Source organism: Chryseobacterium polytrichastri (genome assembly GCF_900142445.1).
GTDB classification, from domain to species: Bacteria; Bacteroidota; Bacteroidia; order Flavobacteriales; family Weeksellaceae; genus Chryseobacterium; species Chryseobacterium polytrichastri.
In genome coordinates this window covers 36098-50162 of sequence record NZ_FRAV01000037.1, presented here as the reverse complement: position 1 = coordinate 50162, position 14065 = coordinate 36098, and the positions used below count along the sequence as shown (strand labels likewise).

The window sequence follows — 14065 nt, the reverse complement described above, 5'->3', positions numbered from 1 at the left end:
TTCAGATTACAACTTAGAGGCGTGCGAGATAAATCGTTTTTCCTTTTTAGATTATCTAAACTTTTTGCGTAGTCCCCAAGTTTTGGAACTGATCCAATAAAGATTCTTTTTTTTGTGTATCGCTATTTCAGGACTAGACACTATAAAAAACAAAAAACCTCATAACAAAAGCTATGAGGTTTTTTAAGTGAGCGCGTCAGGATTCGAACCTGAGACCGTCTGCTTAGAAGGCAGATGCTCTATCCAGCTGAGCTACGCACCCATTGAATAATTTTGAGAAAATTATTAAAACAGTCGGGGCGGCAGGATTCGAACCTGCGACCTCCTGGTCCCAAACCAGGCGCGATGACCGGACTACGCTACGCCCCGAATATAAATAGATGGTAAAGAAAAAAATGCGGAGGGTAAGGGATTCGAACCCTTGCGACACTTTCGCGTCGACAGTTTAGCAAACTGCTCCATTAACCACTCTGGCAACCCTCCTTTTTTCTTTATTTTTTAATGATCGTTGTTCTGTTATTGCGAGTGCAAATATAGAATAGATTTCTTTATTTACCAAATATTTTTCAAGAAAAATTTGTGTATTTTTGAGGTAATAAATGATTAAAAAAATAGACCAATGCGTAAAACATTATATATCATCGGATTAAGTGCTTTCGTTTTTTCGTGTACTCCACAGCAAAATGTGAAAAAAAGTTCTTATAAACCGAAAGGCCCAGTATCACAGCCAAAAACTGTAGTAAAAACACAAACTCCTGAAAAACCAAAACCACAAATTACAAATGATCACGGGGTAGAATTTTTCACTACTAATATATCGGATGCAGCTAAAAATGATAACACGGTAAGCTATGGTTCTATTGTGTCTGCAAAACCTGCAGGTTATAAAGTTGTGAAAACCTATTTCCCTGCTATTGCGCAAAATTTCAGACAGAAATATTTGATATTACATTATACAGCATTGCCGGATGATAAATCTATAACGGTGCTTACCCAACAGGCTGTTAGCGCACATTATTTAGTAAACAATACAGGAGATAATGAGATTTATCAATTAGTTGATGAAAATAAACGTTCTTATCATGCAGGAGTAAGCTCTTGGAGAAATGATAAAAACCTTAACGATACTTCTATCGGAATTGAAATTGTAAATGCAGGTTACACATCAGATGCTACAGGTAAAAAAATATTTGCCCCTTTCAATGATGATCAGATTAAAAAAGTGGCTGCTTTGGCGAAAGATATCATTACAAGATATCAGATTCCCGCAACCAATGTATTGGCTCATTCAGATATTGCGCCAACAAGAAAGCAGGATCCGGGACCTTCTTTTCCTTGGAAAAAATTGTATGATCAATACCAAATAGGAATGTGGTATGATGAAGCATCAAAACAAAACTATTATGATTTGGCTACATCCACTGATTTTACTGTAAAATACAATGATCCTACATTCATTTTTAGTGTACAAACTCAATTGCAAAAGTTTGGGTATACATTAGACTTGAGTGGTAAATGGGATGATACTACAAAAAAAACAATTGAAGCTTTTCAGTACCATTTCCGTCCACAAAATTATGACGGAATTATGGATGCCGAAACATGGTCAATATTACAAGCTTTAAGTCTAAAATACCCTGTAAAATAAAAAAAAATAAAGCGCATCGGTTATGATGCGTTTTTGCTATATTTAAAACTATATTTAAAAATAAAAATCTGTAATGGAAAATTTCAGAAAAGAAAGTGATCTATTGGGAGAACTAAATGTACCGATTGATGCTTACTATGGAGTTCAGACTCAAAGAGCAATTGATAATTTCAAGATATCAGGACAACTGCTTTCTTCATATTCGGACTTTATCAGAGGATTGGCTTTTGTGAAAAAAGCGGCAGCTAAAACCAATTATGAATTAGGTTTGCTTGATGAAGAATTGTATTTCAAAATCGCGGAAACATGTGATGAATTAATAGCTGGGCAACTTCATGACCAATTTCCTGTAGACATGATTCAGGGTGGGGCAGGAACTTCAATCAATATGAATGCCAACGAAGTTATAGCCAACAGAGTGTTGGAAAAATTAGGTAAAAATAAAGGGGAATATGAATTTTGTTCGCCCAATGATCATATCAACCTTTCACAATCAACCAACGATGCATATCCTACCGCAATAAAAATGGGATTATTGCAGATGAATGTTGGGTTGGTTAATAGACTACAAAGTATTGTCGCTGCTTTTCGTGCGAAAGGAGAGGAGTTTCAGGATGTTATCAAGATGGGAAGAACTCAGCTTCAGGATGCAGTTCCAATGACATTGGGACAAGAGTTTGAAGCATTTGCAGCTAATTTAGAAGAAGATATTTCTAAATTAAATAGCAATGCAGATCTTTTCGTTGAAGTAAACATGGGAGCTACAGCAATTGGAACAGGAATTAATGCTCCAATTGGGTATGCAACACTTTGTGCTAAAAACTTAACTCAGATTACAGGCTTTCCAATCGTTTCGGCTCCAAACTTAGTGGAAGCTACACCAGATACAGGTTCTTACGTAATCTATTCTTCAGCCATGAAACGTCTTGCGGTGAAATTATCAAAGATTTGTAATGATCTGAGATTGCTTTCTTCGGGACCTAGAGCGGGTTTGTTTGAAATCAATTTACCTCCAATGCAGCCGGGATCATCCATTATGCCTGGAAAAGTAAACCCTGTTATCCCGGAAGTGGTGAATCAGGTGTGTTATAAAGTAATTGGAAATGATTTAACAGTGACTTTTGCGGCAGAAGCAGGTCAGTTACAATTAAACGTAATGGAGCCGGTTCTTTCTCACGCGATTATGGAAAACATCAATTTCCTTTGCAATGCTTTAGATACGCTTCGTGACAAATGTGTTGTCGGGATTACAGCGAATAAAGAAGTGTGCTTAAACATGGTGAAACACAGTATCGGAATTGTTACAGCTCTTAATCCTTACATCGGTTATAAACAATCTACACAGATTGCAAAAGAATCATTGGAGACAGGAAATAGTGTATATAATTTAGTATTGGAAAAAGGATTGCTTTCTCAGGAAAAACTTGATGAGATCCTTGATCCTAAAAACATGCTGAAACCTCATAATAAATAAAATTTTCTGTGAGTAAGATCAACAAAACTGTCAAAGCGTTACAAACGATAGCCCAGGATCCAAGCCTGCTTAACTTGGTGCTTAACGACAGAAATGTAAAGAAAAAAGAATTTCTTAAAAAATATCCTCATTTGGAAACCCTTCCTCAGATCAATCTCCCAGATCTGAGTGAAGGATTTTTTGATGAAACCATTGATTTATGCTTTCTGGATGGAGGTTCAATTCCTACAGATTTGGCATTGCTAAAAACTTTGGCAAAAGGAAAGAAAAGCTATTTTGAAATTGGAACATGGAGAGGCGAAAGTGTTTGGAATGTAGCCAAAGTGATTAACGATTGTACAACTTTTAATCTTTCAGAAAAAGAACTTTTGGAGCTCGGTGTAGATAAGAAATATGCGGATCTTCATGGGATTATTTCAAAGAACAATCCTGAAATTCTTCATTTGGAAGGAAATTCAAAAACATTTGATTTTGGAGGATTAAATAAAAAATATGACCTAATTTTTATCGATGGTGATCATTGCTACGAAATGGTGAAAAATGATACTGAAAAGGTTTTTCAACATCTTGTGCATGATAATACGGTAGTGGTGTGGCATGATTATGCATTTAATCCAGAGAAAATAAGATATGAAGTTTTTCAAGGAATTTTGGATGGTTTACCTCCGGGTTCTCATCAAAACTTATATCATGTAGCCAATTCTATGTGTGCAGTTTTTATTAAAGGTGATTTTAAAACAAAAACTTTTGAAAGTTTACAAGAGCCTAAATTTTTATTTGAAGTAAATTTGAAAATTAAAAAATAAGGTGAAGTTTCTCATTATCATTCCTGCGCATAACGAAGAAGATAATCTCCCATTTACTCTAAACTCTTTACAGCAGCAAAGTTGTAAAGAGTTTAAGGTTGTGGTGGTAAATGATGGTTCTACAGATCAAACCTCTGAAATCATCAAAAAATATACAGATATTGATACTCGTTTTCAAACAATAGATCTTCAGAAATCGGCGCATCAGCCGGGTTCAAAAGTGGTCAATGCTTTTAAAAATGGATTAAGAACTCAGAATTTGGATGAGTTTGATATCATTTGTAAGTTTGATGCTGATATTATTTTACCGGATAATTATCTTGAAAAAATAGAAGAATCTTTTCAAAATAATCCTAAATATGGCTTGATTGGAGGTCTCTTATATATTGAGAAAAATGGAGAATGGGTGTACGAAGGGAATTCAAATAAACATCATGTGAGAGGACCAATGAAAGCCTATCGAAAGGAGTGTTTTATAGAGATCGGAGGACTGAGAGAAACTTTAGGTTGGGATAATATTGATTCTATTTTGCTTGAAAATCTGGGCTGGAAAGAAGTTGTTTTACCTGATTTACAAGTGAAATTAATTAAAGTAAAAGGCGCAGATTACACGGTAAAAGAATCTGATTATTATGGAAGGTATTTTTATTTTCTAGGGTTAAAAAGATTTCTGGCTTATATCGCATCTTCCAAAGAAGCGATGAAAAGTAAATCGATTCCCTTTTTCTTTCAAATAGTTAAGTCTTACGAAAACTGCAGATCAAAAAAACTGGAACTGAAAATCACGAAAGATGAGCAAAAAGCGATTAACGATAAACGTTGGAAAGCTTTGAAAAAGAAATGGTTAAAGATATAGTTAAATAATTAAACATACAGTTTGTCATTGACTTCGTCGAATCTTCAATTTCTGTAGGAATCTAAACCCTAATTATAAAAGGTATTGTAGAGATGCTTTCAGTATGACAAAGAAGATGCATGAAATTGCTGTTAAATATTTTTACGAATTTTTCATATTAAAAATATCAATAGAAACGGGTTAAAGCCTGTTTAAAATAATAAGTAAAAATCCAATGGGTTTCAGCCCAAACCTACAGTGAAAAAAATAGCCTACATAGAAATAGACACTCACGCAGAAATTGCTCAGGATTTTATAGAAATCATGCAAGATTCCCATGAATTTGAAGTGGATTATTATTTTTCTCAAAAGATTAAAAATCAAATAAAAGAGTCGAAGGGAAATATATTTTTGTCAGATAGCTCAATGATTGTAGATCAGCTGAAAATTAAAAAATATGATCTGATTATTATAGGAACTGTTCATCGTTATTTCAATACTTTTCAAGCTATTACTGAGAAATTTAATACAGCGATTGTTGTTCATAATATTAATTTTACAACCATCTCAAAGTCTGATTTAATAAAAAATGTCTTTAAAAAAGATGTGATTTACCGATTGAAATTATGGTGGAAAGAAGGACTTTTTTATGCTCCTAAAGTATATGAAAAAGCGAAAAATTTACTGGTATTAGATCAGGAATTAGCTTCTGGAAGATATACATTTCTTCCCCTATTTTACACTAAAAACGATCGTCATTCAGGGAATGAAGTATTGAAAATCGTTATTCCCGGAGGAGTTTCTCAAATGAGAAGAGATTATAAAAGAGTATTTTCAAATATAAGAAAATGGGAGAATGATCTAAAGAAAGGTTCAAATATTGGAAGCGAAATAATTGAATTTATATTTTTAGGAAAAGCTGAAGGAAAAGAATTACGAGAAATAATGGACTTGAAAAAGTCGTTAGAACAAATTAATATTACCCACTTTTCAGAAAGAATTTCTCAACTTGATTTTGAAAAATGGATGAGTGAAGCAGATGTTTTATGGTGCCCGATTCAACAGGAAACTGAGTTCTTTAGCCAAAAAGAAATTTACGGAAAGACTAAAATGACAGGCAATCTTGGGGATGCCATTAAGTATGGAAAATTAGCTGTTTTTCCTAAGAATTATTCTTCAAAATTAGATTGTATTATTCCCGAGGATGATTCTGTAATCGAACAGTTTAAAGCGTTAAAAAACAGTGATTTCGATTTTCAAAAAGAGTATAATAAAAAATCAGTTCAGGCAAATTTAGAAAAGGTTTTAAATCAATTAATGACTACTTAATCTTAAAAATACTTTTAATGAATTTAATATTCAGATAATCTTCGATAGGAAATATTTTTGTGAAGTAATTTCCAATATAAATCAATACCAAAACAACAGTTGGTTTGTAAATCAAGTTGATGAAATTATTATTAAAAGTAGGTAATACAATAGCAACAGTTATGGCTAACGTACAGATAATTGAAACAAAAATCATTTCAATTGTTAAAGGAGAAACCTTGAAAACAACATAATTGAATATGATTTTAATAACATTATAAGTTGTCAGGGAAATGGCTGTAGATAAAGCAATTCCTATCAATTTAAGGTCTGTGTTCTTGATGAAATAAAGATTTAAACTAATGGTTAGCCCTGCCAACAAAAGCATTACTAAAATATTGAAACGGTAATATTTAGACAATGAAATAATATTTCCATTAAATCCTGTCGCGAGATCTACTAAAACTGCTGAACCCCAAATCCAAATTACGGGTTCATATTCTCTTAGCATTGTTCCGTTTTTAGGCATGAATTGGGTTAGAAAAGGAAATCCGACCATGATGCATGAAAACAATACTGCTCCTAAAAAATATAAAGATAATGAGGTCTTTTTGTGAAATCTATCCAGTTCTTTCATATCCCCGTCCGCCAATGTTTTATTGATGATGGGTGCAGAAATATTAAATAATCCCAATTGCGGAATAGAGATTAAAGAAATCAAGGCATATAAAACGGAGTAAATTCCCACTTCTTCCATTCCTAAATATTCACCAATCATAAAGCTGTTAATAGCTAAATAATTACCGAATGTTCCTAGGAATCCGAAAAAACTATAGTTGAAAAATTCTTTCCAGAAATCATTTTTCTTAAAATAATCTGTATTGAAATCTAGTTGTATTTTTTCTAATTTATTGGTGTAATAAATGTATCCGAAGAGCATTAAAGTGAAAATTCCGAAAAAGAAAGCAAAAGCTATTTTCTGAGATAATGCAAAATAAAAAAATAGGCAAAAAGCTCCTAGATTAGCTATTTTTGGGAAAATGTTATCAAATATATTGGAGACAACAATTCTTTTATAATTCGAAGTATATTTATTGAAAATCGCACAAAAAGAAAGAATCAGAATTAGAGGGAGAATCATTTCTTTGGTTTTCCATGCTTCTGAAAGTTTAAACTTTGGATAGAAAAAAGGAATGAGAAAAAAGACAATGGTGAAAATCAAAAAATTAATAAAAATAGTAAGCAAAGAGAGCGAAAGCATGTTCTGCTTTTTGCCATCTTTTTCCACGGTATGGAAAAATTTCACATTTGAATAAGAGATTCCAAGAACAACAAAAGGAACCAACATTTCTGCAGTAGGAAGGATGTAGCGCAATTTTCCGTAAAATTCAAAATCATAAGGAAATATGAAAATTGCAGAAATTGTACCTAACAAAAAACCAATATAACCAATAATGGAATATTTGAAGCCTTGCCTTGCTACTACGCTCATAATGATATTTTAAAGGTTCTTGGGTATGAAAATAATGTTGTTGATGTATTCTGTTTTATTTTTTTCGTCGTTGGTGTTGTGTGTCAAAATTTCTTCTGTGAGTTTTTCAAGCTCAAAGGTATGTCTGTTCAGATATTTCGCATCATATCCCCAGGTTTCAACTTCTGAAATGTCATTCCAAATAGGGCTGTTATGATGCCTTTGTTCCATTTCAACCATTAAAGTTGGCAAAAACTGTTGAATAATAGTTTTTGCACCGTTCAGTGTTTTCATTTCATTCCCTTCAACATCAATTTTGATAAAGTCTAGTCGGTTAAAGTGCTCTATTGCTGCCCAATCGTCTAATTTAATGACCTTTACTTTCTCGGTGTAACTTTTTTCCTCGCCTTTCTCTTTGTATGAAGTATTTAGGGTTCCTCTTGATGCAATCATTTTACCATTGATAATAGGAACTTTAAACTCGGCAGTTGTATTTTCATCAGAAAGAGCCAAAGGCAGAACCCTCATTGCAGGGAACAATCTTTTTAAACGAGTATACAACTTCTTATTAGGTTCAAAAGCGTAAATATGATCGTGGTTAAGCTTATTTTCAAGTTGATAAAGAAACGTTCCAACGTTAGCTCCGATATCTAAAATTACAGCTTCTTTAGGCAAATATTCTTTTATCCAGACCAATTCTGGCTCTACATTACGTGCTGAAAAATTATCTTTATTAAGATGATTTAAGGTCTTAAAATATCTTTTTTTATAAAAATTCGGACTAATATACTGTAGTTTCTCTGCAATTTTTTGGTATAAAGACATCGGTAGTTTTTTGACGAACCGCAAAGGTACATAAAAATGTGAAACTGATGTTAATTTTGTTTAATTGTAATTAATTGACTGTTAGTTATAAACGTAAGAGTGTTTTTTAAATAAGAGATTAGCTATATAGGTGCAATTATAGTAGTTTCATTTTCTACAGAGTAAAAAATGACTTGAGTTTATTGAAACGGTGTATTCAGAAAATCATTAAAAGGTTTCATAAGCTTAAAAATTTCGGTCATGTTTTTTACTGCGTTTTTATCCAATACTTCTTCATCTTTTAAATTATAAACCACAATAAAGCTTTTTAGTTTTAAGAATTCGCCCATTGGATCTTCTTTTTCGAAACCTTGTGGTATTTTTTTCAATTTATCGGCTTGATCCAATTCAGGGAAGTATTTTTTGAAATTATTATTGTTGATGATTTTAAGAAAATCGTCCCCATATAACGAAACCTCTTTTCTTACGTCTTTTAAAACGGAAGATTCAGGCATATAAATTCCACCGGCTAAAAATGATTTTCCAGGTTCTGTATGGAGGTAATATCCACCTTTTTGACTTCCTTTTCCCATTCCTAGAGAAGCTCCGAAATTGGTTTTATAAGGGATCTTATCTTTTGAAAATCTTGTATCTCTATAAATTCTGAATAAGGCTTTTTTAGCATCAAGTTTAGCCAGGTCTTGATCAAATTCTCCCATTTCGTTAATTAAATCTTCAAGAAAAGAAATCATATTACCCTGAGATTCTGTGTATAGATTTTTATTTTCATTGAACCATTCACGATTGTTGTTTTTGGTCAACTTTTTTAAGAAATCAAAGGTTTTTGTAGAAATGGTAGCCGACATATTTTTTTATTTTACATCAAATTTAGCTAAAACTATTCATATCGCAATGCTTCAATCGGGTCCAATTTTGAAGCTTTTAGGGCTGGGTAATACCCGAAAAAGACACCCGTGATGGCACAGACAATAAAAGAAATAATAATGGATGATTCTGTAATAAACGTTGGCCAAGAAAGAAAAATAGTGACTAATTCTGAAACCAAAACTCCTAAGATGACTCCCAGAACCCCACCAGTTATACTGATAAGAATAGCTTCAATAAGGAATTGATACAGAATATCTTTTCCTCTTGCTCCAATAGACATTCTTAGTCCTATTTCTTTGGTTCTTTCTGTAACAGAAACATACATAATATTCATAATTCCTATCCCTCCAACGATAAGAGAGATCCCTGCTATTGCAGATAAAAGTACAGTCAGAAGCTGACTTGTAGAACTCATGGTAGAAATCAGTTCTGCCTGAGTTCGTACAGAAAAATCATCATTACTTCCATCAAGAGGAAGTTTATGTTGCTTTCTCAAAATTTCTGAAACTTCATCAGTCGCCTGTTGGGATGTGTTTTCATTAGTGGATGATGCATAGATGGTTTGCACATAAGTAATACCTAAAAATCTTCTCTGCACGGTGTTAAAAGGAGCAATGATGACATCGTCCTGATCCTGACCGAAGGCATTTGAACCCTTTGCTGCTAAAACACCAATCACCTTCATCGGAACTTTGTTGAATCTAATAATGGTTCCGATAGGATTTCCACCGTTTGGAAATAAATTCGTTACAACCGTTTGCCCAAGAAGACAAACTTTATTGGAAGAAGTCACGTCTTTTTGAGTAAAAAGGGTACCATCTGATACATCCCAGTCTCTTATGCTAAAGTAATCTACGTTTACCCCTTGAAGTTGTGTGGGCCAGTTATTGGCACTGTTGATAGATTGTCCGTTTGTTTGAACAGCAGGTGAAACGTAAGAAACATCCGGAGCTCCACTGGCAATAGCATCTGCATCTTTTGCTTTCAATGTTTGAAGTCCGGCAGCTCCAATTCTGGCGCCTCCTGAAACGTTTACATTACTTGTGGGGCGAATGGTAATCATGTTAGAGCCCATTGATGAAAGCTGATCGCTGATACTTTTTTTAGAACCTTCTCCAATTGCTGTCATAGCGATAACAGAGGCTACACCAATGATGATCCCAAGCATGGTAAGAAATGCACGGAGCTTATTTCTTAAAAGTGCTTTCCAGGCAATTCTGAAGAGATTAGAAAGATTCATTTTGTATCGTTTTTAGGCTAAACTATTTATAATCGTCATTAGCAGGAAGACTTTCTAAAGCTTCTCTCGCTGATTTTATGTTTTCGTTTTTAACGTCTTTTATTACTTTACCGTCTCTTAAGGTAACAGTTCTGCCACTGAACATTGCAATATCTGGTTCGTGGGTAACAAAAACAATTGTTCTTCCTTGTTGATTAAGATCTTGCATCAGCGCCATAATTTCATAAGAGGTTCTTGTGTCTAGATTTCCCGTTGCTTCATCAGCAAGAATCATAACAGGTTCATTTACTAGCGCTCTGGCAATGGCAACTCTTTGTTGTTGACCACCCGACATTTGATTGGGAAGGTGATCCACTCTATTTTCTAATTTAACAGCAGCTAAGGCTTTTAAAGAACGTTCGTTGCGTTCATTAGTTGATACTTTTGAATTATAAAGTAACGGCAATTCTACATTTTCTTTTGCTGAAGTTCTAGCCAGAAGATTATAGGATTGAAAGACAAAACCAATTTTCTGATTTCTAAGAACTGCTAATTCGTCGCGGTCAAGATTTTTAATATTCACACCATCCAGACTGTAATCTCCACTTGTAGGTTTATCAAGACAACCTAAAATATTAAGCAAAGTAGATTTTCCTGAGCCGCTACTTCCCATAATGGTAATGAACTCACCGCTTTCTACAGAAAATGTAACTCCTTTTAAAGCGTGTACCGTTTCTTCGCCCATTTTGAAATCTCTTTTAAGATCTGTTATTTCAAGGATTTTTGTTGTCATGATCTTCATGTTTAAATTTGAAATCTATCTTGGTCCGCCACCACCGCCGCCACTGTTTTTATTTCCACCTCCTGATCTTTGAGGTATGAACGGACTTTTTGCAGCGCTTCCGGAGGATTTCTTAGATAGATTTTTATAACCTGTAATGATATTGTCATTTGTTGTTAATCCTGAAATAACTTGCACTTCCGTATCGTTATCCATTCCTGTTTTTATTTTTTTGTGGGTTATGATGCTGTCTTTGCTAATGACCCATATTCCGGCACCATTTTTATTGGTTTTGTTTTGTTTATTTTTTTTCTGTTGGTGCCCTTCTTTTTTACCTTTTGCAAAAGGAGAATTGATTTTATATTTTTTTGCAACAAGACTATCGGGCTTAAAGCTGATGGCTGCCACCGGAATTTTCATGATGTTTTCTAACACAACGGTATAAATGGTAATGTTAGCGGTCATTCCCGGCTTTAACTTCAAACTTGAATTATCTGCATTAATGATGGTGGTATAATTCACCACATTGGAAGAGACGGTAGGGTGAAGTCGAACTTCAGAAACTTGGCCCTTAAAAGTTTCCTCTGGAAAGGCATCCACAGTAAAAGTTGCTTTTTGCCCAACTTTGATATTGCCAATATCAGCTTCATCTACAGACGCACGAACCTGCATTTTTGTTAAATCTTTTGCAATACTGAAAAGAGTGGGAGTGCTAAAACTTGAAGCAACCGTTTGGCCCTCACTTACACTTCTGTTCAGAACCGTTCCATCAATCGGTGAATAGATATTGGTAAGCGATAAATTTTTATTAGCGGTTGAAAGCTGCGCTTTTACAGAATTTACCTGTGCTTTGGCTACATTATATTGGTTTTGGGCGTTATCATAATCAGCTTTGCTTATAGCGCCTACTTTGTAAAGTTGTGATTGACGATTGATATTGATTTCATTATATGCCAAATTACTTTTTGCATTTTGCAAATTAGCAGTAATCTGTTCGGTCTGATATTGCAATAAGTCAGGATCCAGAGTTGCCAAAAGCTGCCCTTTTTTTACGGTTGAATTAAAATCTACATAAAGATTTTTAATGATTCCAGAAACCTGAGTTCCCACAGCAACCGTATCTACGGGCTGAACAGTTCCTGTAGCTGTAATAGAGTTTGAAATTTCCCCCATTGCAGGTTTTGTTGTTTCAAGCTGAATTTTTACCTGCTCTTCTTTGATGAAAAAATACCAAATTCCTGCAATAACGATGATGCCGCCAATGAGCCAGATCCACCATTTTTTATTTTTTGCTTTCATAGTTATTTAATAGTTATAGGGTTACCAGCGTAGAACTCGTAAATCTGTTTATTAAGAACGGCGGAATATTTTGCCTGTAGATAATTTTGAATCGTTTGGATGTACACTAATCTCTGTTGTTGAAGCTGTACATAATCTATACTTCCAAGTTTCATCTGAGCGTTAACAATATCATAGGTTTCTTTATTGATATTCATTTGTTTTAAAGCAGAATCATATTGTGAAATAGAATTTTGTAAACTAATATAAGATTGCTCAATCTGTTGATTAAGAATTGTTTTTGTGTTTTTTAAATCCAGATTTGCCTGTTCTATAGCAATTTTAGATTTTTCAACTTCTGTTTTATAGATTCTGTTGTTGTAAATCGGAATTCCAAGACTTAATCCGATAGGCAGATAAAAGTTATTTCCTAATTGATTAAAATAATTTCCGTTTCCTGTAGAATAATTAGTTGAAATATTTCCCACCACGCTTAAAGTAGGCTGAATAGAAGCTTTAGCCATTTTTAAATTGGTGTTTGAATTTTCCAGATTCAATTCACCATATTTTACTTCCGGACGCTCATTTTGAGCAGAGTTTTGAACGTCTTGTAAAGGTTTTAAATTCTCATCAACGATAATACTGTTAGGTTTTTCAATCTGGAAATCATAAGAAGAGGGGAGTTGTAGCAATTGTTTAAGGTTAACAATATTTGTTTTTAAACTATTTTGAGAGGAAATTAAATTATATTCATCTTGTGCCACTTGCGCCTGGATTTGTAAAAAGTTTAATTTTGAAATATTTCCGGCTTTATAAAACTGGTCTCCTTGTTTTAATTGGGTTTTGGTAGTGGTTAAAATACTTTCTAAGGAAATAATATTTTCCTGAGACATAAGAATATTCAGATACGCTTGGGTGATGGATAGGGTGATGTTATTTTCTGCTTCCTGAACGGAAAGATCAGCCATCTGAACGTTTAGATTTTTAGAAACTTCATTGTTTTTGATATAATTTGCATGATAGAGTGTCATTGAAGAATTGACACCGATACTTTGAGATTGTGCTCCATTTATATTGAGTCCGTTGTTTCCGCTTATTGCAAAGAGTCCTTGGGAAACCGTTCCGTTAAAACTAGGGTATTTGGCTTCTTTTGCCTGAAGAAGGTCTTGTTGGGCAGAATTTTTAGAAAGTCTCAAAGAATTGATAGAGATATTATTTTCTTTTGCATATTCAATACAGTTTTCCAATGTCCAATTATTAGGATAGGCTTGTGTTTGAGCAGATATGTCAATGATTTTAAGCAGAAATATCAAAAAGAAAAATTTAAGTTTCATGGTTTTATTTTTGAAAATTCATAAATAACACTGAAAAAATCAATCCAATTTAACAAAAAAAAACAATATTTAACGAGTTTTTAACAGAGAGAGCGTTTTTTTGCGTTTAATTTTTTAAAAATTAAAAAAATATTAAAGAATTCTGAAATTAAGATTAGTTATTTAACACTTTGTTCAAAATAAAGTCAAATATTAATTGTATATTTGCAGAAATTTTAT

At 33.5% G+C, this 14065-nt stretch carries 12 protein-coding genes and 3 tRNA genes; 5 read left to right on the top strand and 10 right to left on the bottom strand.

Features of this window, described 5'->3' with window-relative positions; all coding sequences use genetic code 11:
- Window positions 1–188: 188 nt before the first annotated feature.
- From BUB80_RS18770 to BUB80_RS18760, 3 genes are all read right to left on the bottom strand, one after another.
- A tRNA-Arg gene (locus BUB80_RS18770) sits at window positions 189–262 on the bottom strand.
- A gap of 32 nt (window positions 263–294) precedes the next feature.
- A tRNA-Pro gene (locus BUB80_RS18765) sits at window positions 295–369 on the bottom strand.
- Window positions 370–398: 29 nt separating this feature from the next.
- A tRNA-Ser gene (locus tag BUB80_RS18760) sits at window positions 399–483 on the bottom strand.
- Window positions 484–619: 136 nt separating this feature from the next.
- Here BUB80_RS18760 and BUB80_RS18755 point away from each other — a divergent pair.
- The 5 genes from BUB80_RS18755 to BUB80_RS18735 all read left to right on the top strand — a co-directional run bounded on the left by BUB80_RS18755 (window position 620) and on the right by BUB80_RS18735 (window position 6092).
- Window positions 620–1648, top strand: a complete 1029-nt coding sequence (locus BUB80_RS18755) for an N-acetylmuramoyl-L-alanine amidase (protein WP_073296259.1) — start codon at window positions 620–622, stop codon at window positions 1646–1648.
- Window positions 1649–1721: 73 nt separating this feature from the next.
- Complete coding sequence (gene aspA, locus BUB80_RS18750) at window positions 1722–3122, top strand: aspartate ammonia-lyase (RefSeq protein WP_073296256.1); 1401 nt, start codon at window positions 1722–1724, stop codon at window positions 3120–3122.
- An 8-nt stretch (window positions 3123–3130) separates the two neighbouring features.
- On the top strand, window positions 3131–3928 hold the full coding sequence (locus tag BUB80_RS18745) for a class I SAM-dependent methyltransferase (protein WP_073296253.1): 798 nt from the start codon (window positions 3131–3133) through the stop codon (window positions 3926–3928).
- A gap of 1 nt (window position 3929) precedes the next feature.
- Window positions 3930–4784, top strand: a complete 855-nt coding sequence (locus BUB80_RS18740; protein ID WP_073296250.1) for a glycosyltransferase family 2 protein — start codon at window positions 3930–3932, stop codon at window positions 4782–4784.
- Window positions 4785–5021: 237 nt separating this feature from the next.
- The gene (locus BUB80_RS18735) at window positions 5022–6092 is read left to right on the top strand and encodes a hypothetical protein (protein ID WP_073296248.1); all 1071 of its coding nucleotides are present in this window, start codon (window positions 5022–5024) and stop codon (window positions 6090–6092) included.
- Here BUB80_RS18735 and BUB80_RS18730 read toward each other — a convergent pair.
- From BUB80_RS18730 to BUB80_RS18700, 7 genes are all read right to left on the bottom strand, one after another.
- Window positions 6085–7563, bottom strand: a complete 1479-nt coding sequence (locus BUB80_RS18730) for a lipopolysaccharide biosynthesis protein (protein WP_073296245.1) — start codon at window positions 7561–7563, stop codon at window positions 6085–6087. The genes BUB80_RS18735 and BUB80_RS18730 overlap by 8 nt on opposite strands.
- Before the next feature lie 9 nt (window positions 7564–7572).
- Window positions 7573–8367: an FkbM family methyltransferase gene (locus tag BUB80_RS18725; protein WP_073296242.1), complete on the bottom strand. Its 795-nt coding sequence runs from the start codon at window positions 8365–8367 to the stop codon at window positions 7573–7575.
- Between the two features lie 179 nt (window positions 8368–8546).
- Window positions 8547–9212: a DUF2461 domain-containing protein gene (locus BUB80_RS18720; protein ID WP_073296239.1), complete on the bottom strand. Its 666-nt coding sequence runs from the start codon at window positions 9210–9212 to the stop codon at window positions 8547–8549.
- Window positions 9213–9244: 32 nt separating this feature from the next.
- A complete protein-coding gene (locus tag BUB80_RS18715) occupies window positions 9245–10474 on the bottom strand; it encodes an ABC transporter permease (RefSeq protein ID WP_073296236.1) in 1230 nt (409 codons plus the stop codon).
- A 22-nt stretch (window positions 10475–10496) separates the two neighbouring features.
- Complete coding sequence (locus BUB80_RS18710; protein WP_073296233.1) at window positions 10497–11246, bottom strand: ABC transporter ATP-binding protein; 750 nt, start codon at window positions 11244–11246, stop codon at window positions 10497–10499.
- A 24-nt stretch (window positions 11247–11270) separates the two neighbouring features.
- On the bottom strand, window positions 11271–12533 hold the full coding sequence (locus BUB80_RS18705; protein WP_073296230.1) for an efflux RND transporter periplasmic adaptor subunit: 1263 nt from the start codon (window positions 12531–12533) through the stop codon (window positions 11271–11273).
- Window positions 12534–12535: 2 nt separating this feature from the next.
- On the bottom strand, window positions 12536–13846 hold the full coding sequence (locus tag BUB80_RS18700; protein ID WP_073296227.1) for a TolC family protein: 1311 nt from the start codon (window positions 13844–13846) through the stop codon (window positions 12536–12538).
- Window positions 13847–14065 lie beyond the last annotated feature (219 nt).